A 21,065-nucleotide genomic window follows, 5' to 3' on the forward strand; every position below is an offset into this window, starting at 1 on the left:
AGCGATCATATGACAAATATTATGGAGGCCCAAAACGTCAAATTAAGTTATGGCAAATTTGAGGCGTTGCATGGCATCAGTCTTAACTTTCCAGAAAAGCAGTTAACTGCTTTGATTGGTCCATCAGGATGCGGAAAATCAACCTTCTTAAGATGCTTGAACCGGATGAATGATGACATTGATAATATCAACATTACAGGTAAGATTTTGCTTGAAGGTGAAGATATTTATCGTGCCAAACTGGATTTAGTTGCATTACGTAAAAAAGTGGGAATGGTTTTCCAACAACCTACACCTTTTCCCTTTCCAGTCTATGACAATGTTGCCTACGGCTTAAGGGTTGCAGGAGTTAAGGATAAACAATTAATTGATCAACGAGTTGAAGAAAGCTTGAAGCAAGCGGCGATTTGGGATGAAACCAAGGATAATTTGCAGCGTAATGCCCAGGAGTTTTCCGGGGGACAGCAGCAGAGAATCTGTATTGCACGTGCGTTAGCTGTTAGACCTGAAGTAGTTTTACTCGATGAGCCGACTTCAGCACTTGATCCAATCTCAAGTGCCGAAATTGAAGAAACTTTAATGGGCTTAAAAAAGAAGTATACATTCATTATGGTTACGCACAACTTGCAACAAGCGAGTCGTGTTTCTGATCAGGTTGCTTTTTTAATGGATGGTGAATTGATTGAGTCTGGGTCAACCGAGCAAATGTTCTTGGCCCCTAAGAAGGAAATAACTAGTAATTATCTTAATGGTCGTTTTGGCTAAATTTGGAGGTGGATCATGCACGAAATATTTTTGGATGAACTGAAAAAGTTAAATACACAATTTATGGAAATGGGAGTCCAAGTCAATGAATTAATTGACAAGGGTACTCGTTCATTTGTTGACCATAATAAAAAGATGGCTCAAGAAATGATTGAACAAGATAAGGTTGTTGCCAAAGAAGCAATTACAATCGAAAAAAAGGCACTTGACCTGATGGCATTGCAACAACCAGTTGCAACTGACTTCCGTGTGGTAATCAGTATTTTAAAAGCAACTACTGACTTAGAACGAATTGGTGAGAATGCCAATAGTATTGCCGTTGAAACAGTTAGAGTGAAGGGTAATCCTCGTATTCCTGATGTTGAGGAAATCATTTCACGCATGACACACCAAGTACGTACGATGTTAATCAAAGTATTGACCGCATATGTTCAAGACGATGAGAAGACTGCTCGTGAAATGCTTGATGGCCATGCAGATGTTCACTATGACTACCGCAAGGCTAGAAAAATGATCATTGATGGTGTCAAAAAGGACCCTAATGTTGCCGTTGCTTCAGCAAGTTACTTTGTCATCATTCGTTTGTTAGAGCGAATCAGTGATCACATTGTTAACTTAGCAAGCTGGGTTATTTACAAGTCTTCCGGTGATTTATTTGAATTAATCAATTCAGACAAGGAAACTTCTGAGAAGGAAACCAAGGAAGAAGCTCCAAAGAAGAGCAAAAAAACTAAAAAGAAATAAAGTTTAAAAGGAACTATTACAGTAGTTCCTTTTTATTAACAAAATTATTGCTTGCATTTAAAAAGTAACCCTGCTATAGTTAATAAAGTGAATTCTACCTAAGACTCGGGTGGCTAACGCCTCAATATCCCGCCGAGGCCAGAAGATTATGAAGATTTCAAATGCTCCATGTCTTTGTTGGCATGGAGTTTTTTTAAGGCCTTATAGAATTTATCAAAAAAATTAATGGAGGTGAATTCGATTGAGTAAAGCTGCTATTGCTGAAAAAGAAAAGTTCGTTGATGCGTTTGCTGAAGATCTTAAAGCTGCAAAAGCTATTTTGGTAATTAATTACCTTGGTTTAACTGTTGAAGAAGTTACTAACATGCGTAAGGAACTTCGTGATAACGATGTTAAGATGAAGGTTGTTAAGAACACTTACCTAAGACGTGCTGCCGCTAAGGCTGGCATTGAAGGTCTTGAAGATACTTTTGTTGGACCTACAGCTGTTGTTTATACTGATAACGCTGATGACATCACTGAACCAGCTCGTATTGTTTCAAAATACGAAAATGACTTTGATGTTATTGACATTAAGGGTGGTGTGCTTGAAGGCAAGGTAACTTCTAAGGAAGATATCAAGGCTCTTGCTGCTATTCCAGGACGCGAAGGATTACTATCAATGCTTGTTTCTGTATTACAAGCCCCTGTACGTAACGTCGCTTATGCTATTAACGCTGTTGCTGATTCAAAAGACGAATCTGCTGAATAATATAATGTAATTTATATCTAATAAAAATATTTCGGAGGATATATAAATATGGCTTTAGATACTGAAAAGTTTATTGAAGACTTAAAGAGTGCTTCAATTCTTGAATTAAACGACCTTGTAAAGGCTATTGAAGATGAATTTGGCGTTTCTGCTGCTGCACCAGTTGCTGCTGCAGGTGCTGCCGGTGGTGAAGCTGCTGCTAAGTCAAGCTACGATGTTGAATTAACAGAAGCTGGTCAAGAAAAGGTTAAAGTTATTAAGGTTGTTCGTGACCTTACTGGACTTGGCCTTAAGGACTCAAAGGACCTTGTTGATGGTGCTCCTAAGAACGTTAAAGAAGGCGTTTCTGAAGATGAAGCTAACGACATCAAGGCTAAGCTTGAAGAAGTTGGTGCTTCAGTAACTTTGAAATAGTTACAGTCCAACTGGACAAGCTAAATAGAAAAAGCGTAATCCCAATATGTTTGGGGTTGCGCTTTTTTGTTTGTAAAAATATAAACTTTTATAATTAGGATTATCTACTCAGCTTAATTTTTAAAATAATTAATCATAATCATTAGTTTGTAATATAATTGGATTTATAGTAAAAGTATACAAAGCAGTTAGTGTATTTGTATTTACTAGGAGTTTTTTATTAAAAATAATCAAGAATGGAGAAAACTAATGAGAAAAAGCAAATGTCGCCAAGCTTTAACAGCACTTGTGGCAATTACAAGTTTGGTAAGCTGTCTAGCATTAAATGCAGAGTCTTCAGAAGCTAAAAAGGTAACTAGTAGAACTGAGCTAACTGTTCCGGCCGCAAAGATAGGCCGTATTACCAAAAAGACAAGTTTGTATAATGGAAAAGGCCACAAAATAAAAAAATCAACCTTAAAAAAGGGTAAAAAATTAGCATTAGTTGGTAAAGTAAAGATTAATAAGAAGAAGTACTATAGGGTTGGCTACAATAAATATGTTTTAGCTAAGTATGTAACTATTATCAAGCCAACACCACAACAAGATACTACCAACCCAAGTACAAGCACACCTGTAACACCAACTACACCAAATACTAATGCGACATCAGAAACATCAAAAACACCAACTATACCGAAGACACCAAGTAAGTCTAAGGATGATGCGGTAAGCAATTTTTCAATTTCTGATTTTAGAAAAGCATTTTTAGATGGTTTAAATGCTGAAAGGGCAAAACGCGGCCTTTCAGCAGTATCAGAGGATTCTCACTACGATGAAGTAGTTCAGGAGAGAACAAAGCTGTTGCCAAATAATTTTTCTCACTTTGACTCAAACAATAAGTTCATTCTTGAAAAATGCTTTGAAGATGCAAATATTAAAAGTGCAAGTGTTGCAGAATGTATCGCAATGTTTCCATGGGGCTTCAGTGTTGACCATTCTACTAATGAGCTAGTTCCTGCAAAGAATGCTTCAAGTGCTTTGGTTGCTCAAGGGATGCTCTACGAATATATTTATAACGATGCAGCTTCAAACTGGGGGCACCGTGATATCTTGCTAAATCCAAAAGACAAGACAATTGGTTTGGGTGCAGTTATCGGACAAGGTGGTCAAATTTTTTCATCTGTAGGAGTTACTTATTAAATAAGTCAATATAGGGACAAACTTGTTAATAAAACAGGGTTGCCTCTTTTTATTTACATTGGTAAAGTGCTTTAAGATATCTTACTACATGATATATTATTTTTCCTTTTCTTAAATTATAATTTTAGTATGAATAATTTTGATACAGATAATTTACAAAAGAGGGTTGAATGAAAGAAAAAAGAATAGTTACTTTTTCTCTATCTTTATTGGTTTTAGTTTTTTTCTTTGGAAAAAGTATTCCTGTAAGTGCGGCTAGTACCGACAATACAAATGAACAAAACAAGACTAACGTAACAGAAGAAAAGAACAATAGAGTTCCAAAAACGGATTCAAAAAATAACTCTGATTCTATTCAAAATAATGAGAAACAAGGTTGGGTAACAGAGAATGGACAAACTTATTATTATAAACTAGGTAAAAAGCTTACAGGGTTGAAAATCATTGATAACTCTTATTATTTGTTTAATAAGGATGGTGTAAGGCTAAGTGGAGTTCGCAAAACCCCACATCAATCAACGTATAGCTATTATGGAGAAGATGGCAAAAGAATTGAGTCTACAATAGCTACCCCTAAAGCATATTACTGGATAAAACAGGGAAAAATTACTGGTATTAAAAATATGGTTAAAGTGATTTCTCAGCGGCCACAATTACCAACAGGATGTGAGATGACTGCAGTGACAATGATGCTTAATTTTGCAGGCGTTAAAATTTCTAAAACGCAAGTAGCAAATATGACACCGAGAAGTAGCAATCCTAACAAAGGATTCATTGGTTCACCATATAAGAAATATCCCCAAGGATATTGGGTCGCTCCAAATGGCATTAAAAATGTAGTAACTAAATGCCTAGGTACCTCAAAGGTAATGACAGGTGCAAGTTTAAAATCAATCAAAAATAAACTATTACATTCTCATCCTGTAGTTGTTTGGGTAGCAGGAATAGATGGATTTTCAAATCATGCCTTAACTCTTACAGGCTATCAAAATGACTATTTATACTATAATGATCCTTGGACTGGCAAGAAAAGCTCAATTTCTACCAATAGTTTTATGGAACACTGGCGTGCTAACGAATATCGGGCTTTAAGTTATTAATTTATTGATGATTATCTGCTTATTGTTTGTGCTATTATATTTTTAGAATGAAATAAAAAATGTTGAAGGAGAAAGTATGAAACGTAAAAATAGAATATTTGCTAGTTTAGCTGCTATTCTGATATTGTTTGAATCTGCATCAGGAACTGTTGCTTCTGCTCAAACGGTTGATCCTCAAGTAGAAAGTAGTAATTCACAAATTGCAAATAATGATGAAAAAGAACCAAGTACAATTAATTCTGAAAAAACTGTAACTTCTTTTCAAAATTTATATACCAAATATAAATGGACAGCAGGAGATGAAATATCCAATCAAGTAACTTTAAACACTCCCGAAAAAAGGATAGTTTATTTACAGAAATGGAATGGGAAAAAGTACGTTAATGCTAAGGAATTCACCACAGATGAAAAAGGTGGATTAACAATCGTTTATCCATCAAGTTGGTATCATCAATTGCAATCAAAATGGAGATTAGTTGCTCCAGAAACTGCTGATTCAACTGCAGCAACAAGTAATCAGATAACAATTTCAACGGTTCGACGCTATCAGATTCCTAAAAAATATCGTCAATTACATATGCATGATTTACATTTGAAAGGCTATTATACTAGCCCACTTGATAAAAGCTTGAATTATGCTTCGACAAGAAACGACTATGTTGAAGCATTTATCAAACGTGGCTATGAGTATAAAAATGCAGGCACCGCATGGGTTAATTTCACTACTAAGAAGCCAGGTACTTCAGTTGACTGTTCTGGTTTGGTAATGCAGTGTATGTATGCAACTGGAATTGATCCATCTCCTGCTAATCCTCGCTGGCATGCTACTCACGAATGGGGCTGCCGCTCATTTGTAAAAAGTCCAACCTTGCAAACAGTTAGTCTGAAGAATTTAAAACGTGGTGATTTAATTTTTTATGGACGACCAAAACCAAGCTGTTATCATATTGGAATTTATTTAGGCAAAAATAAGGTTTTACATTCTTGGCCAAATGCTGGTGTAACTGTATGGTCAGCAAACTTTAACAGATATTATTATGCAAAGCGTGTATTTCCAGATACAAAAAATGTAGCAATTCACGAAAAAAGCTAGATAAAATTATATAAAAGCTTTAAATTAAAGCCTTAAACCCTGAAATTTAGATAGTTTCGGGGTTTTAGTTTATCCTAAAATGTTTGCAAAATTGTCATTAAATAATTGTAGAAGAATACCTCTAAGTAATGAAGTGGATTTTTTGTTCTTTCTAATTTGCAAAAGTGAAATGGTTCGTTAAAATTATTTACAGTAAAACTGTTTAAAAAAGAAACGAGTAAATAATGAGTGACCAAGAAAATCAAATGTATTATGCTGCTAATCCTACAGCTAAACATGATGAGCATATAATTGATTATCAAATAAACAATATTGATCTAAAATTTACAACAGATGCAGGCGTTTTTTCAAAAATGCGTGTAGATTATGGCTCAGGCGTTTTAATCAAGCAAATGGCCGAAGTTGATTTTCCAAGTAGTAACATCTTAGATGTTGGTGCTGGCTATGGTCCGATTGGCCTCTTTGCAGCCAAGTTTTGGCCTGAGCAAACTGTTGATTTAGTTGATGTAAATGAACGTGGTCTTAACTTGGCAGCCCAAAATGCTGAACTGAATGGCATTACTAATGTTAATATCTACAAATCGGATGTGTATGATGAAGTTCCCAGTGAACGGAAATTTGGTTTAATTGTTACCAACCCTCCAATTCGGGCAGGGAAAAAGGTTGTTTCAAGTATTTTAGCTGGTGCAAAGGACCATTTAGTTGAAGATGGTGTTTTACTAGTCGTTATCCAGAAAAAACAGGGAGAACCGACCGCACGTAAGCTGCTGAAAGAAACTTTTGGCAACTGCACAATTCTAATTCGTGATAAGGGTTACTACGTTTTGCAGGCGGTGAACTCCTAATGTCTTTTTCAAGTGAAGAAAAGAAAAAATACATGCAATTAGCTTTTAAACAGGCTCGAAAAGCTGAGGCAAAAGGAGAAGTTCCGATTGGTGCAATTTTGGTTGACCCTGAAGGACAGGTAATTGGTGAAGGGTATAATCGTAGAGAACTTGATCAAGATGCAACGCAGCATGCTGAAATGATGGCAATCCGGCAGGGATGTGAAAAACTAAAAACTTGGCGTCTGCTTGATTGCAGTCTTTTTATAACTTTGGAACCATGCCCAATGTGTGCAGGAGCAATCATTAATTCTAGAATAAAGAACGTCTTCTATGGTGCGCTTGATCCTAAGGCAGGTGCAGCTGGTAGCGTAGTTAACTTGTTTGAAGTGAGCAAGTTTAATCATCATCCCAACGTAATTCGAGGCTTATACCGAGATGAAGCAAGTCAGATGCTCAAATCTTTTTTTAGGGAGATCAGAAACAAGCAAAAAGAAGCTAAAAAGGGAATGGAAAATAGCAAAAATTCTGTAAATTAGTGGAAAAAAATCTCAAAGTACGTTAGTATATCTATTGGGCAATGTTTGGCTTCCAAAGCGTGTCAGGACCGGAAGGTAGCAGCACTAAGGTCGTTCAGGCATGTGCCTTTTATTAGACATTAACAAACTCTTAACTCTTTCGAAGAGTTAAGAGTTTTTTACTAGAGAAAGATAAATCAATGGCTTATCAAGCGTTATACCGCAAATGGCGACCACGCACTTTTGACAGTGTTATTGGTCAAGAAGATATTACGAATACTTTGAAAAATGCGATTAAGCGCGGCACGATTTCACATGCTTTTTTATTTGCAGGACCGCGCGGTACAGGTAAGACTTCGTGTGCCAAGATTTTTGCCAAGGCACTCAACTGTACTAACCTTCAAGATGGCGAACCATGTAATGAGTGCGAGAACTGTCTTGCTGCTGATAAGGGTGCGATGGCTGATATCATGGAAATTGATGCGGCCTCGAATAATGGGGTCGATGAAATCCGTGAAATACGTGATAAGGTTAAATACGCTCCGACTCAGGGAAAATACAAAGTCTACATTATCGATGAGGTTCATATGCTTTCAATGGGGGCATTTAATGCTCTATTGAAGACTTTGGAAGAGCCACCTGAGCATGTTGTCTTTATTTTAGCGACTACTGAATTACAAAAAGTCCCAGCTACAATTATTTCTCGAACGCAGCGCTATAATTTTAAGCGAATTTCGCAAGCTGACCTTGAAAAGAGGATGAAGTATATCCTTGATCAAGAAAATATCAAATATGATGACAAGGCGCTGGCTGTAATCGCTGAAGTAGCTGACGGTGGGATGAGGGATGCCCTTAGTATCCTTGATCAGTTGCTCAGTTATGAAAATGATTCGGTTGAGTATGATGCGGCACTTGAAATCACTGGCTTTGCTGCCAAAGAAAAAATTGAACAGATTTTATTAGCAATTTTAAATAAATATGCAAGCCAAGCTCTTGCTTTAGCCCAGACAGAATTGCAGAATGGTGCGAGCTCAAAAAATATATTAGATGAGTTAATTGATATGGCCACGAACGCTTTGATTTTGCTAAAAGCTGGTGGAGAAAATAAAAGTAACTTTTTAAGTCAGGATTTCGTTGAGCAGATTAAGGATATTCCTGAACAACGCTACTTTAATTTAATTGCATCTGCCAACACTGCGCTAAATGATTTGCGGTATACTAATCAGCAGCAAATTCCCTTAGAGGTCTTCTTGGTTGAAAGTACTAATCAGGAAGTAGCGCCAACCACTGCAGCTGCGCCAGCTACTTCTCCAGTAGTAGAAAAGCAGGCAGCTGATGGTCAAGAACTGCAAGCTGAAGTAACTGCGCTTAAAAAGCAAGTGGTTGAATTAACTGAAAAAATTGCTAAGCTTGGTAAAACGCAAAACGTAAACAGCGACCGCATTTTCCACCTTGATACTGAAATATCAAATGTAGGTAAAATGTCCCAACCTTCTGAAGAAGCTGCTAAACCTAAAACTCATAAAAAGAAGGTCCGCAACGATCAACATGCAGACGAGCAGAATCGCAAACAGGTCTATCATGTTTTGGAAAATGCCACTAAAAAAGATCTACAGGCAATCAAAGATGTATGGCCAGATTTGCAATCTGTTTTAGCTGTTTCGCAGCGAGCACTGCTTGATGTGCTTGAGCCTGTGGCGGCTAGTCCGGATCAGGTAGTGATGAAATGCAAATATGCGCTTTGGTTTGAAAAAGCTAGCTCTGATGATGATCTGCTTGATATTTTGACTGATCAGATTGCGAAATTTACTAAGCATGAGTACCAAATTGTGCTTGTTCCGGATAAGGACTGGTTCACAGTTCGGAAAGAATTTTTACAGTCGCACAGGGATGAACTACTTAAACGGCAGAAAAAATCTGGTATTGAAGAGCCGGAGGCAGAGGAACCAGTGCAAGAGAATAACGATGAAGTTGTTCAAAAAGCGAAAGACTTATTTGGTGACGCTGTTAATATTAAGGATTAAAATTTAAAGGAGAAAAACAATGAGTAAAAGACCTAATTTTGGTGGTATGGGCGGCATGAACATGCAACAAATGATGAAACAAGCTAAAAAGTTGCAAGAGCAGATGGCCCAAGAGCAACAAACTATCACTGCCCAAGAATTCGTAGGAAAGTCTGCAGATGATATGGTAGTTGCAACCTTTAGTGGTGACCGCAAATTGAAGGATATTAACATTAATAAAGATGCAATTGATCCTGATGATCCGGATATGTTGCAGGATTTGATTATTGATGCTGTTAATAAAGGCTTATCAGAAATTGATGAAGCGACACAGCAAAGTTTAGGTAAATATACGAAGGGTATGATTTAATTGCAATATCCAGCACCAATTGCACATTTGATAGATTCTTATATGAAATTACCTGGAATTGGTGAAAAAACAGCAACCAGGTTAGCTTTTTATACCTTAGATATGCCTGATGAAGATGTTCATGACTTTAGCACTGCTTTAAATGAAGTAAAAGAAAAACTTCATCGCTGTTCAATTTGTGGCAATATTACCGAGCAAGATCCATGTACAATTTGTAGTGATCCAAACCGTGAGCAATCAACAATTATGGTGGTTGAACAACCCAAAGATGTAATGGCATTTGAAGAAATGGGTGAATATAACGGTTTGTACCATGTTCTGCATGGGATTTTGTCGCCAATGGATGGCATTGGACCTGAAGAAATCAATATCAAATCCTTGATTGTTCGCTTGCAAAAACAGGAGCAAGTTAAAGAAGTGATTTTGGCACTAAACTCAACGCCGGAAGGCGAGTCTACCGCAATGTATATTAGTAAATTAATTAAGCCATCTGGTATCAAAGTTACGCGCTTAGCAGCTGGTTTGGCAGTTGGTAGTGATATTGAATATGCAAATGCAATTACTCTAAAAAGAGCAGTGCAGGGGAGAACTTCAATCTAATGGCACACGATAAGATTAAAAAACTAGGCGATCAGCGGCTGATCGCTACAATTGAAACACTACAAGAAGAAATTGCGATCCAAAAAAGTCTAGATCCAACTACCCTTGACATGTCAGAAGACAATATCATTGTAGGTAAAATATTGCAGGCCAAGTATTCTTTTTTATATGATGAAGCTCGTCATCGACATACAAGATTTAGTGGTTTTACAAATGCAATTTCAGAATAAAAAAGCTCTAATTTAAGGGCTTTTTTATTTTTACTAAAATTAAAGGACCTTGGGGTGTTAATATAAGACAATCTCTTGTAAAATAGACTCATGGAGAGTTTTATGAATAGCTATTTTATCAGTTTCGAAGGGCCTGATGGGTCCGGTAAAAGCACGGTTTTAGAACAAGTGGTTGCCCAAATTGCACCGCTGCTCAAAACACAATATCTAGTAACGCGCGAACCAGGCGGTTCAATAATTGCTGAAAAAATTCGGCAGCTTATTTTGGATCCGACTAATGAAAAAATGAGTGCAAAAACTGAAGCACTATTATATGCAGCTGCTCGTAGCCAGCATATGAGTGAAACAGTAATTCCAGCACTTAAAGCAGGCAAGGTGATTTTTTCTGATCGCTTTGTCGATAGTTCATTGGCATACCAGGGTGCAGGACGTGATCTTGGAATCGATGCAGTTAAGCAAATTAATAATTTTGCAACTAGTGGCATTGAACCGAATCTAACTCTTTTCTTAGATGTTAAGCCTGAAGTTGGTCTTGCACGAATTGAACGTGCTCGCGCGGGTCAGGAAGACCGTTTGGAACAGGAAAAATTAGCCTTTCATCAAAAGGTTTATGAAGGTTATCTTGAAATTAACCGTAAACATCCAGAGCGAATTGCCATTGTCGATGGAGATCGACCGGTTAATCGAGTAGTAGAAGACTGTGTTAATATTATTAAAAAACGGATACCAAAAGATTTGCTAAAGGACTGATTTGAATGAAATTAATAATTGCAATTGTTCAAAGAGAAGATGCTAGCCGGCTACAACATGCTTTTGCTAAAGAAAACATTCGTGCAACTAAGTTGGCGACAACTGGTGGTTTTTTAAGTGAAGGTAATACAACTTTCTTAATCGGAATTGATGAAAAACACGTCAAGAAAGTGATGCGCTTAATTCAAGGCGAATCACAAGGACGTGAAGAGTACATGAATCCTAATTTATCAATGACTGGATTTGATGTTAGCAGTCAACCAGTAAAAATTACAGTTGGCGGTGCAACATGCTTTGTACTACCTGTAGAAGAATTTAAGCAATTTTAATGAAAATCGAACTAGCAAAAAGGGGCAAAAAACAAGCCCAGTTTTTACAACATGCTTATGAAGAAAATAAGTTGGCTCATAGCTATTTATTTGTCGATGCAAATGAAAAGCAAGCCTTAAATACGGCATATTGGCTAGCATGTTTATTCAATTGTACAGGTGAGCAAAAACCGGACGGTACTTGTCAAAATTGTCGCCAAATTATCTCTGAAAATAATCCAGATGTGTTGTTAGTTACACCTGAAAATAAGCAGAGTTTAGGAATCGATCAGGTTCGAATACTAAAAGAAGAATTAGCAAAGAGCCCAGTTCAAAGTAGCACGCGCTTTTTCATCATTGATGAGGCACAAAAGCTGACTCTAGCTGCAGCTAATGCTCTTCTTAACTTGTTAGAGGAACCAGTCGCTCCAGTGGTTACAATTTTGATTACTAATAATACGGATCAAATTTTACCAACAATTCGATCGCGTACCCAGATTGTTAATTTTACTGATGGCAAGAAACCTGATAATAAAACGACACTTTTGTTGGAAAATGGTTTTAGTCAAGATGAGATTGATGAATTGGGTAATACTAGTAGTCTTGATCAGGCAATCAAGTATTTTTATCAAGAAATGCTAGAGCACAATTCATTGGCATTGGTAAGTGCGCATAAATTGGCTGAATTGGCTAAAGGCAAGGCCGAGCAGAATTACTTGCTGGTTATGCTAAAACAAATGGCGCAAAAAGATTTAAATAGTGGTAATCAAAAAGCTGGTGCAAGAATGCTGAAGTACTTAGTGGAAATTGACAAAATGCAATATAGCAATGTTAGTTTTCGTAATCTTCTTGATTATCTTGCTTTGCAGTGGAAAAGGTAGGTGTTTTTATGGTTGATTCTTATTCAAAATTAGAGCAGCTCCATGAATCGATGGTTAGTATGACTAAAACCATTGAAAGCTTGGAAAATAGTATCTTGGATACACTTAGAGAAAATACAGAACTTAAAGTCGAAAATCAGTTGTTGCGTGAAAAAATGGATAAGATGAGCAATGCCCATAACAACACGATTAAGACGCAAAGTGGTCTTGAATCTTTACGCAAAATATACAATTCAGGTTATCACATCTGCAATATGTACTATGGTTCTCATCGTGACCCTAGTTCGGATTGCATGTTTTGCTTAGATATTTTAGACAATTTTGGTGAAAAGAAGAAAAAACATTAAGGACTTGAGATAGATGCAGCGGCAAAGTAGCTATGCGACAGACAAGGGTAAACTTTATTTAGTACCAACTCCGATTGGTAATTTAGAAGATATAACCATTCGGGCCAAAAAAGTTTTACAGAGCGCGGATTATATTGCAGCCGAAGACACACGAACAAGTGGGATTTTATTGGAAAAGATTGGCGTTCATAATCACATGCTGTCTTTTCATAAATATAATTCTAAACAACGTGCTCCGGAACTAATTAAACTAATGCAAGAAGGAGCTGTAATTGCTGAAATCAGTGATGCTGGTATGCCAGTTATTTCTGATCCTGGTTATGAATTAGTGCAGGAATGTATCAAAAACGATATTCCAGTTGTACCACTTCCAGGAGCTTCTGCCTTTACGACAGCCCTGATTGCTTCAGGTTTTGATGCGCAACCTTTCACTTACTACGGCTTTTTACCACGAAAAGCTGGCGAGCAGAAGCCGTTTTTTGAACAAATGAATGAGGCAAGAGCAACGTCAATTTTTTATGAAGCACCTCATCGCTTAGTTAAAACGCTTAAAAACATGGCAACAGTTTTTGATTCTGACCGACAAATTGTTGCTGCCAGAGAATTAACCAAAATTCATGAAGAATTTGTTCGCGGTACGATTACTGAATTAAATGATTATTTTGAGGAGAATGTTCCGCGAGGCGAATTTGTAATATTGGTATCACCAAATGTCAAAGAGCAAGAGCAACTCTCCTGGGATGAATTAATTGCATTAGTTGATCAGCGTGTCCAGCTTGGTGATAGTAAGAAAGTTGCAATCAAAGAAGTTGCTCAGGCAAATAATGTCTCGAAGAATGAGTTATATGATCGATATCATCAAAAGTAGGCAAGTAATATGAAATATAGTGAACAACATACAGTAAATTATTATGAATGTGATGAAAACCGGCATTTAAGGTTACCAGCAATGATTAACTTGATGATGAGTGTTTCCGAGAATCAACTAGCCGATAGCTCTGGTAGCACCGAAGAGTTGACACGTCGCGGCCTGGGCTGGGTAGTAACACAGTACCATTTAGATGTTAATAGATGGCCTGAGCCTGGTGAAGTAATTACTCTAACGACTGAACCAATTGGTTATAACCGGTTCCTGGAGTATCGTGATTACCAATTTACTGATGAAAAGGGCAATACTCTGATTACTGGTAAAAGCGAATGGGTTCTATTTGATTTAAGTAAACGTAAATTGGTTTCAACAGATAAAGAAATGATGGATGATTTAGGCATTCCTTTATTGAAAAAGTTGCCACGCTTTCCACGTTTGAAGCCACAAGATGAATATCAAGATAAGCGTCAGTATCGCGTTCGCTATGACGATTTAGATACTAATCATCATATGACTAACGGCCACTACTTTAACTGGTTTATTGATACTTTGGATCGTGATTTTCTTAAGACTCATGTTATTAGTGGGATTGACATCAAGTTTAACCTTGAAGTACGCTATTCGCAGACGCCATTTGCTTGTGTAAAGTTGGTTGAAAACGAAGATGAAATCAAGTCATACCACACAATTGCTGATGAAGAACGGAATGATAAAGCCGTTTGTGAACTAACTTGGCGTAAATTATAATATAATTAGACGAGGTTATTAAACCAAGTTTATTACGAAAGAAGTGCTGCAAAATGACTACAAAGGAAATGTTTAAGGTTGAATTGCGCGATCTAGTCCTTTTAGGCTTTGTTGTTGCCATCAAAGTTGTTCTTAGTCGCTTTAGTCTTGGAACAACAGTTGTTCATGTTAGTCTAGGTTTTATTGGAAGCGTCATGCTTGGCTATTTATTTGGCCCAGTTTGGGGTGCGATTGGCGGTGGAATTAGTGACTTCGTGTCCTCAGCGCTATTTGGCAACCAAGGGGGCTTTTTTATTGGCTTCACATTAAGTGCAATGATTGGGCCACTTATTTATGGTTTGCTTTTTTACAAAAAACCAGTTAAAATTTGGCGCATTATTCTTGCAACGATTTTGGTCACAGTTGTAGTCAATATTGGATTAAATACCCTATGGGTTCATCTAATGTATGGAATGGATCTGAAGGCAGCTTTAATTCAACGCATCCCTAAAGAGACGATTGTGCCTTGGATTGAAATGATTGTTACTTACTTTGTTTTACAAGCAATTTCGCGGGTAAAAATTAGAAGATAGTTTTAAAAAGGTAGAAGTAATCTGAAATGAAAATTTTAAGCATATCAACGGCAACTAATGAGTTGAGTGTGGCTTTAAATGAAGATGAACGCTTAATAGTAGAAAAGAATGAATTGGATGAGCGGAACCACAGTGAACATCTCGATCCAATTATTGATGAAATTCTGAACAAAAATAAGCTTAAGTTAAAGGATATTGACCGTTTTGCAGTCGCAATTGGTCCAGGTTCATACACAGGTCTACGTATCGGTGTCACAACAGTGAAAATGTTTGCCAGCATTTTAAATAAAGAAGTAGTTGGCGTTTCTACTTTACAAGCTTTAGCAGCCAGTTGCTCTGAAGAAGATACTTTAGTGGTGGCTGGAATTGATGCAAGAAATGACAACTTCTTTGCAGGAGCATACCTTAATGAAAATGGGCAGCCAGTTAATGTCATTCCCGATGGACATTACCACATCGATGTTTTACTTACTGCAATCAACGAGTATTTAAATGATCATAAGCCGAAAAAGCTTCTCTTTATTGGATCTGGTTTTGATAAGCAGATTGAGCAACTTGATACGCTTGAACTGCCATATTCATTTGGCTCTGATGAGCAAAATGCAATTCATGCAGGTTTAATTGGCAAGCTTGCACTCAGTCAGGAACCAGTTGATCCTGATTTATTGTTACCAAACTATTTGAGACGGACACAAGCTGAAGTAGATTGGCATAAAAAGACGGGTAATCCGTTTGGTCCAGATAGTAATTATGTGGAAGAAGTTTAAACAGCTAGTTACGTTTCCGCATTCAGCAAATGATTCAAGTGATTTTCACTTCAGGCCATTTGCCTTTAAATTGCAGCAAGAAACGCTTCAAGTAATGAAGGCAAAAACTGATGAAATCACTAATCTACTATTACTTGAAGAAAAAGTCTATAATGGTGCGACACCATGGTCAGCTGCAATTTTTCAAGTTGAACTAATTAAAAAGGATTCACTGTATTTAGTGGTTTATCATGGTTCGAGATTAGTGGCAATGATTGGGATGCGTAAGATGAATACTGAAGCCCATGTTACTAACATAATGGTTGATCCGGAGTGGCAACACCAAGGGTTAGGTACTTACTTGATGAAACTGATGATTGACTACGCGCAAAAAACTAACTGCAGTTTTATTAGTTTAGAAGTGCGAATTGACAATGAAAACGCCAAAAAGCTCTATCAGGCTTTGGGCTTTACAGTTAAGTTAGTTCGCCCAAATTATTATCAAGACGTGCATAAAGATGGATTGAATATGGTGCTGGATTTAAAAACACAAAAGAAAGGGATTGACTTTGGATAGTAAAAAAGATATCCGTATTTTGGCATATGAAAGCTCATGTGATGAGACTTCAACTTCAGTTGTCAAAAATGGTCGCGAAATTGAAAGTTTAATTGTTGCTACACAAATTAAGAGCCACCAGCGTTTTGGTGGTGTTGTGCCGGAAGTGGCAAGTCGCCACCATATTGAAGTAATTAGTCAAATTACTAAAGAAGCTTTGGCTGAAGCTAATGCTACTTGGAATGATATTGATGCCATTGCTGTAACTTATGGTCCTGGACTGGTTGGTGCATTGCTAATTGGTGTTAGTGCTGCTAAAGCTGCTTCAATGGCAACAGGGTTACCTTTGATTGGTGTCGACCATATCATGGGTCATATTATGGCAGCACAATTAACAGATGAAATTGTTTATCCTGCATTGGCACTTCAAGTCTCTGGCGGTCACACTGAAATTGTTCTTTTGAAAGACCCAACTCATTTTGAAATTGTTGGTGACACAAGAGATGACGCTGCAGGGGAAGCATACGACAAGATTGGACGCGTTCTTGGTGTTAATTATCCGGCTGGTAAAACTATTGATGAATGGGCACATCAGGGTAAAGATACATTCAATTTTCCACGTGCAATGATGGAAGATGATGATTATGATTTTTCTTTTTCTGGACTAAAGAGTGCGTTTATTAACACCTGTCACCATGCGGATCAGATTCATCAAGAATTAAATAAATATGATTTGGCGGCTAGTTTTCAAGCTGCGGTGATTGATGTTTTAGCTCATAAAACAATCAGGGCAATCAAGCAGTATCAACCGAAAACCTTCATTATGGGTGGGGGTGTTGCTGCTAATTTAGGTTTACGTGATCGAATGGAAGCTGAAATTGCTAATCTACCAGAGAATTTAACTCCTAAAGTTATTTTGCCAAGTCTAAAATTATGTGGTGACAATGCAGCAATGATAGGTGCTGCTGCCTATAATCTGTATAACGAAGGTGAATTTTCAGATTTAACTTTAAATGCAGATCCTTCGCTCGAATTACCTTACGCAGCAGAAATGTTAAAGTAAAAACAAAAAGACTCAACTTTTAAGGTTGAGTCTTTTTGTTATGGTAAATATTCGTGATAAAAAGCAACTAATTCACCTTGATCACAAGATGAAAAGCCATTTTTTTCATAAAAGGCACGTGTCTCAGGTTCTTCCATTGTCAAAAGCACTTGTTGGCGCACGTGACGAAATTCTTTACGTACTTTATTAATCAATGTTGAGCCAATTCCCTTGTTTTGATACGCAGGTAAAACCAGTAAGTCTTGAATATAAATAATAGTCAAGCCATCACCAACGACACGAATTAAGCCGATTAGTTGATCATGATCGAATGCGCCAAGCACATAAAGCGAATTATGGACAGCTTGCTGAAGTAGTTCAGGTTTTTCTGTATATGAAGTCCAGCCTACACTTTGATACAAGTTAATTAGCTGTTTTAGATTAATATTCTTATCGGTTAAAAAATTCATTTTGTCCTCCTTAATTTATTTACAAATTAAAGAGCAATACGTAATTTCTCCATTTCATAACCTCGCTTTTTAATTAATGGTATTAGGTAACCTTCATTTTATGAAAAGTGGGTCTAAAAGACAAGATGCTTGAGAACTTAATTAGCTATTCAGCATTTAAAGTTGAAATGTTAAACTAGTTATTTATAAAACTAGTGGAGGATATATTTATGCAACACAATTATGTGGCTTTTAGCCAGGCAGATGTTTTTACTCAAATACCTTATCAGGGTAATCCGGTCGCGGTAATTATTGATGGTGACAAGTTTAGCGATGATGAAATGCAAAAAATAGCGAATTGGACCAACCTTTCGGAAACCACATTTTTATGTTCGCCAACGAATCCTGCTGCTGATTATCGTTTACGTATTTTTACCCCTAAAGAAGAACTATCCTTTGCAGGTCACCCAACGATTGGCTCAGCAAAAGTGGCATTGAATAATGGACTAAAGCCTAAGCATCCTGAATTCTTGGTGCAAGAATGTGCTAAGGGATTGGTGACGGTTTACATGAAGCAAGACAAACTATTCTTTGCCTTACCTGAACCTGAAGTAAAACCAATTCCATCAGATTTATTAGAAGCAATTGCTCAGGCTCTAGGACTCCCAAATATTGATTCAATTAAGTTAGCTAAGGTAGTTGATGTTGGAGCCGTTTGGTACACTTTATATCTTGATACGGTTGAAACTGTTCTTAGTCTAAACCCAGAAGACAACCAATTAGCATCATTATTGCCAAAAGGCACTTCAGGTGTAACTGTTTTTGCCTTGACTGATGGAGAAACGGAAGTTGAAGTTCGGTCATTTGCCCCCGCACAGGGTGTCCATGAAGATCCTGTTTGTGGGAGTGGGAATGGTGCGGTGGCAGTTTTGGTTAAAGAAGAGCACCTATTAGCAAAATCTCACTATCTTGCTAGCCAAGGCCAAAAATGTGGACGCTCCGGGATAATTGAAGTTGACTTAGATAATCAAGGTCAAATTCTAATTGGCGGACAAGCTGTTGAGTGTATTAAAGGTCAAATTGCGCTGCCAGAACGGTAATAAAAAGACATTGCAGATTTATGCAATGTCTTTTAGTTTATTCAAAATCATCTAATGCAGTGAGAGCTATTTCCCAGTCATCATTTGCCTTGTCTAATTCGGTTTGAATGTCTGTTAATTTTTCTTGAAGTGGTCCAAGCTTATCAAAATTAGTAGCAATTTCAGGATCAGCCATTTCAGTTTGAATTTCTTCTTGCTGTTTTTCAAGTTGGTCGATTTTTGCTTCAGCAGCTTCTACTTCACGTTGCAACTTCCGTTTTTGTGAATCGCGCTGCTTTTGTTCTTGATAAGAAAGCTTGTTGGCTGATTCATCAGAAGGATTTTCCATTTCTGTTTCATTTTGCTTAACAGGAGCTTCAACCGCAGTATCTGTCGTTTTAGCTTTTTCGTTAAGGTAATATGTGTAATCACCCTCATAAACTTTGGCATGCTGGTCTTTAACTTCAACAATTTTGTTGGATAATTGATTAATAAAGTAACGGTCGTGTGAAACGAACAGTAAAGTGCCATCAAACTTTTGTAAGGCTTGTTCAAGTACTTCTTTAGCTTCTAAGTCTAAGTGGTTAGTAGGCTCATCCATTAGCAAAAAGTTGTTATGCTCAAGGGATAAGACTGTCAGAGTCAGCCTGGCTTTCTGTCCACCTGATAGTTGCCCGACTGTCTTATCAATGTCTTTAGCCGTAAAAAGAAAACTTGCTAGAATTGAACGTACATCCCGCTCGGGCATCGTTTTATGGCGATCCCAAATTGTATCAAGCACTGTTTTGGTCGGATCAAGCAGTTGTAATTCTTGATCATAATAACCGATGTCAAGAGAGGCACCATACTTGATCGAACCACCCTTTGGCTTTAATTCCTTCATGACAGTTTTAAGTAGGGTAGATTTACCAATTCCGTTAGGGCCAATTACTGCAACACGATCGCCCTTGTTAACTTGCAAGGAAATATCTTCGACCATGGTTTTGGTTGGATAACCAATGGTTAAGTCACGTAAAATTAATACTTCTTTTCCGGAAGGGCGTTCACTTCTAAAGTTAATTTGAACCTTGTTTTTATGTTTAGGTGGAGTGATCCGTTCCATTTTTTCTAGTTGCTTACGTCGACTTTGGGCACGCTTAGTGGTTTTAGCTCTGGCAATATTCTTTTGAATGAATTCCTCATCCTTTTTAATTTTTTCTTGTTGCCGCTCGTAAGCCTCTTCTTGCTGCATGTTGCGTAACTCACGCTCAGCAACATAGTTAGAATAGTTTCCCTTAAAAACAGTTAGTTTACCAAACTGCAATTCAAAAATTTGGTTAGCCAAATGATCTAAAAAGTACTGGTCGTGGGAAACAACCAAGATAGCACCAGAATAGCTCTTTAAATAGGTTTCTAACCAGTCCAAAGTATCTAAATCAAGATAGTTGGTAGGCTCATCGAGTAAAAGCAGTGGTGGCTTACGTAACAACAGTTTAACGAAAGCCAATCTAGTTTTTTCACCACCAGAAAGACTACCAATTGTTTTTGTCCATGTTGATTCAGGAAAATTAAAACCATTTAGAATACTCTTAATATCAGATTGATAAGTGTAACCACCTTGTTGCTCAAAGTTAAATTGAAGTTGGTCATACTGTTTTAGCAGCTGCTTATCCTCAGGATGAGCGGCAATTTTTTCCTGCAGAGTTTGAATATTCTGGCTCATTTGAATTAGCGTAGCAAAAACAGTTAACATTTCATCCCAAATGTTGTTCTCTTCGTTTAAACCATTTTCCTGTGCAATATAACCAACGTCGATGTCTTTATTAATCGTGAATTCGCCGTGAGTAGCTTCTTCTTCACCAGTCATAATTTTTAATAGGGTAGTCTTACCAACCCCATTTGGTCCCACTAGACCAATTCGTGCATTTGAATCAATTGAAAAATTGACGTTCTTAAATAGTGTAGTAGCGCCAAATTGTTTCTCTAAGTTGTGTCCTTGTGCAATTATCATAATTTTTCACCTAAAAACTATTTTAGCATACACTGCAGTGCGATAGTGGACGGATTATTGAAGGGAGGAAAAAACAAAGTTAGTGAAGATTTGGTAATTATCAATTTGTTAGGGGATGTACAAATAAGTTTTCACT

26 protein-coding genes, 1 other RNA gene and 1 other annotated feature are annotated in these 21,065 nt (G+C 37.2%); of the genes, 25 read left to right on the plus strand and 2 right to left on the minus strand.

Annotation, left to right across the window (positions count from 1 at the left end; translation table 11 throughout):
* Nucleotides 1–9 precede the first annotated feature (9 nt).
* The 24 genes from pstB to tsaD all read left to right on the plus strand — a co-directional run bounded on the left by pstB (nucleotide 10) and on the right by tsaD (nucleotide 17,432).
* The gene (pstB, locus tag H3R25_RS07650) at nucleotides 10–765 is read left to right on the plus strand and encodes a phosphate ABC transporter ATP-binding protein PstB (protein WP_046307434.1); all 756 of its coding nucleotides are present in this window, start codon (nucleotides 10–12) and stop codon (nucleotides 763–765) included.
* A 15-nt stretch (nucleotides 766–780) separates the two neighbouring features.
* The gene (phoU, locus tag H3R25_RS07655; RefSeq protein WP_187158655.1) at nucleotides 781–1,509 is read left to right on the plus strand and encodes a phosphate signaling complex protein PhoU; all 729 of its coding nucleotides are present in this window, start codon (nucleotides 781–783) and stop codon (nucleotides 1,507–1,509) included.
* Between the two features lie 79 nt (nucleotides 1,510–1,588).
* Nucleotides 1,589–1,713, plus strand: a sequence feature (ribosomal protein L10 leader region).
* A gap of 37 nt (nucleotides 1,714–1,750) precedes the next feature.
* On the plus strand, nucleotides 1,751–2,260 hold the full coding sequence (gene rplJ / locus H3R25_RS07660) for a 50S ribosomal protein L10 (protein WP_122035684.1): 510 nt from the start codon (nucleotides 1,751–1,753) through the stop codon (nucleotides 2,258–2,260).
* 48 nt (nucleotides 2,261–2,308) lie between these two features.
* Complete coding sequence (rplL, locus tag H3R25_RS07665) at nucleotides 2,309–2,674, plus strand: 50S ribosomal protein L7/L12 (RefSeq protein WP_122035682.1); 366 nt, start codon at nucleotides 2,309–2,311, stop codon at nucleotides 2,672–2,674.
* Between the two features lie 249 nt (nucleotides 2,675–2,923).
* Nucleotides 2,924–3,856, plus strand: coding sequence for an SLAP domain-containing protein (locus H3R25_RS07670; protein WP_198194848.1), 933 nt, complete (start codon nucleotides 2,924–2,926; stop codon nucleotides 3,854–3,856).
* A 170-nt stretch (nucleotides 3,857–4,026) separates the two neighbouring features.
* A complete protein-coding gene (locus H3R25_RS07675) occupies nucleotides 4,027–4,956 on the plus strand; it encodes a C39 family peptidase (protein ID WP_198194850.1) in 930 nt (309 codons plus the stop codon).
* Between the two features lie 76 nt (nucleotides 4,957–5,032).
* Complete coding sequence (locus tag H3R25_RS07680) at nucleotides 5,033–6,049, plus strand: C40 family peptidase (RefSeq protein ID WP_198194852.1); 1,017 nt, start codon at nucleotides 5,033–5,035, stop codon at nucleotides 6,047–6,049.
* 224 nt (nucleotides 6,050–6,273) lie between these two features.
* Nucleotides 6,274–6,894 (plus strand): class I SAM-dependent methyltransferase, encoded by a 621-nt coding sequence (locus H3R25_RS07685; RefSeq protein WP_198194854.1) that lies wholly within the window; start codon nucleotides 6,274–6,276, stop codon nucleotides 6,892–6,894.
* The gene (gene tadA, locus H3R25_RS07690; protein WP_198194856.1) at nucleotides 6,894–7,412 is read left to right on the plus strand and encodes a tRNA adenosine(34) deaminase TadA; all 519 of its coding nucleotides are present in this window, start codon (nucleotides 6,894–6,896) and stop codon (nucleotides 7,410–7,412) included. The genes H3R25_RS07685 and tadA overlap by 1 nt, the downstream gene beginning before the upstream one ends.
* Before the next feature lie 25 nt (nucleotides 7,413–7,437).
* An RNA gene (ffs, locus tag H3R25_RS07695) (signal recognition particle sRNA small type) lies at nucleotides 7,438–7,537 on the plus strand.
* A gap of 54 nt (nucleotides 7,538–7,591) precedes the next feature.
* Nucleotides 7,592–9,415 carry a DNA polymerase III subunit gamma/tau gene (gene dnaX, locus H3R25_RS07700; protein WP_198194858.1) on the plus strand — a complete coding sequence of 608 codons (1,824 nt, stop codon included), beginning with the start codon at nucleotides 7,592–7,594 and terminating at the stop codon, nucleotides 9,413–9,415.
* Nucleotides 9,416–9,434: 19 nt separating this feature from the next.
* Entirely contained in the window at nucleotides 9,435–9,764 is a 330-nt protein-coding gene (locus tag H3R25_RS07705) for a YbaB/EbfC family nucleoid-associated protein (protein ID WP_046307416.1), read from the plus strand.
* A complete protein-coding gene (recR, locus tag H3R25_RS07710) occupies nucleotides 9,765–10,364 on the plus strand; it encodes a recombination mediator RecR (RefSeq protein WP_074426282.1) in 600 nt (199 codons plus the stop codon). It abuts the gene before it with no gap.
* Nucleotides 10,364–10,594: a YaaL family protein gene (locus H3R25_RS07715; protein WP_109715716.1), complete on the plus strand. Its 231-nt coding sequence runs from the start codon at nucleotides 10,364–10,366 to the stop codon at nucleotides 10,592–10,594. Before recR ends, H3R25_RS07715 begins: the two co-directional genes overlap by 1 nt.
* A 102-nt stretch (nucleotides 10,595–10,696) precedes the next feature.
* A complete protein-coding gene (gene tmk / locus H3R25_RS07720; RefSeq protein ID WP_198189112.1) occupies nucleotides 10,697–11,344 on the plus strand; it encodes a dTMP kinase in 648 nt (215 codons plus the stop codon).
* Nucleotides 11,345–11,349: 5 nt separating this feature from the next.
* Nucleotides 11,350–11,673, plus strand: coding sequence for a cyclic-di-AMP receptor (locus H3R25_RS07725; protein WP_046307408.1), 324 nt, complete (start codon nucleotides 11,350–11,352; stop codon nucleotides 11,671–11,673).
* Complete coding sequence (locus H3R25_RS07730) at nucleotides 11,673–12,533, plus strand: DNA polymerase III subunit delta' (protein ID WP_198194860.1); 861 nt, start codon at nucleotides 11,673–11,675, stop codon at nucleotides 12,531–12,533. The genes H3R25_RS07725 and H3R25_RS07730 overlap by 1 nt, the downstream gene beginning before the upstream one ends.
* Before the next feature lie 8 nt (nucleotides 12,534–12,541).
* Entirely contained in the window at nucleotides 12,542–12,880 is a 339-nt protein-coding gene (gene yabA / locus H3R25_RS07735; protein ID WP_046307404.1) for a DNA replication initiation control protein YabA, read from the plus strand.
* A 13-nt stretch (nucleotides 12,881–12,893) separates the two neighbouring features.
* Nucleotides 12,894–13,748 carry a 16S rRNA (cytidine(1402)-2'-O)-methyltransferase gene (rsmI, locus tag H3R25_RS07740; protein WP_198194863.1) on the plus strand — a complete coding sequence of 285 codons (855 nt, stop codon included), beginning with the start codon at nucleotides 12,894–12,896 and terminating at the stop codon, nucleotides 13,746–13,748.
* Nucleotides 13,749–13,757: 9 nt separating this feature from the next.
* Nucleotides 13,758–14,495 carry an acyl-[acyl-carrier-protein] thioesterase gene (locus H3R25_RS07745; protein ID WP_046307402.1) on the plus strand — a complete coding sequence of 246 codons (738 nt, stop codon included), beginning with the start codon at nucleotides 13,758–13,760 and terminating at the stop codon, nucleotides 14,493–14,495.
* A gap of 53 nt (nucleotides 14,496–14,548) precedes the next feature.
* A complete protein-coding gene (locus H3R25_RS07750; protein ID WP_198194865.1) occupies nucleotides 14,549–15,067 on the plus strand; it encodes a folate family ECF transporter S component in 519 nt (172 codons plus the stop codon).
* Nucleotides 15,068–15,093: 26 nt separating this feature from the next.
* Entirely contained in the window at nucleotides 15,094–15,834 is a 741-nt protein-coding gene (gene tsaB / locus H3R25_RS07755) for a tRNA (adenosine(37)-N6)-threonylcarbamoyltransferase complex dimerization subunit type 1 TsaB (protein ID WP_198194867.1), read from the plus strand.
* On the plus strand, nucleotides 15,818–16,390 hold the full coding sequence (gene rimI / locus H3R25_RS07760) for a ribosomal protein S18-alanine N-acetyltransferase (protein WP_198194869.1): 573 nt from the start codon (nucleotides 15,818–15,820) through the stop codon (nucleotides 16,388–16,390). Before tsaB ends, rimI begins: the two co-directional genes overlap by 17 nt.
* Nucleotides 16,383–17,432, plus strand: coding sequence for a tRNA (adenosine(37)-N6)-threonylcarbamoyltransferase complex transferase subunit TsaD (gene tsaD / locus H3R25_RS07765; protein ID WP_198194871.1), 1,050 nt, complete (start codon nucleotides 16,383–16,385; stop codon nucleotides 17,430–17,432). The genes rimI and tsaD overlap by 8 nt, the downstream gene beginning before the upstream one ends.
* A 38-nt stretch (nucleotides 17,433–17,470) precedes the next feature.
* Here tsaD and H3R25_RS07770 read toward each other — a convergent pair whose 3' ends face one another.
* Entirely contained in the window at nucleotides 17,471–17,881 is a 411-nt protein-coding gene (locus H3R25_RS07770) for a GNAT family N-acetyltransferase (protein WP_198194873.1), read from the minus strand.
* A gap of 209 nt (nucleotides 17,882–18,090) precedes the next feature.
* On the opposite strand from H3R25_RS07770, the gene H3R25_RS07775 reads away from it, so the two are divergent.
* Entirely contained in the window at nucleotides 18,091–18,960 is an 870-nt protein-coding gene (locus H3R25_RS07775) for a PhzF family phenazine biosynthesis protein (protein WP_198194875.1), read from the plus strand.
* A gap of 37 nt (nucleotides 18,961–18,997) precedes the next feature.
* On the opposite strand, the gene H3R25_RS07780 is transcribed toward H3R25_RS07775, so the two are convergent.
* Complete coding sequence (locus tag H3R25_RS07780; protein ID WP_198194877.1) at nucleotides 18,998–20,929, minus strand: ABC-F family ATP-binding cassette domain-containing protein; 1,932 nt, start codon at nucleotides 20,927–20,929, stop codon at nucleotides 18,998–19,000.
* Between the last annotated feature and the right edge of the window lie 136 nt (nucleotides 20,930–21,065).

Source organism: Lactobacillus sp. M0390, assembly GCF_016102085.1.
Classification (GTDB): Bacteria; Bacillota; Bacilli; order Lactobacillales; family Lactobacillaceae; genus Lactobacillus; species Lactobacillus apis.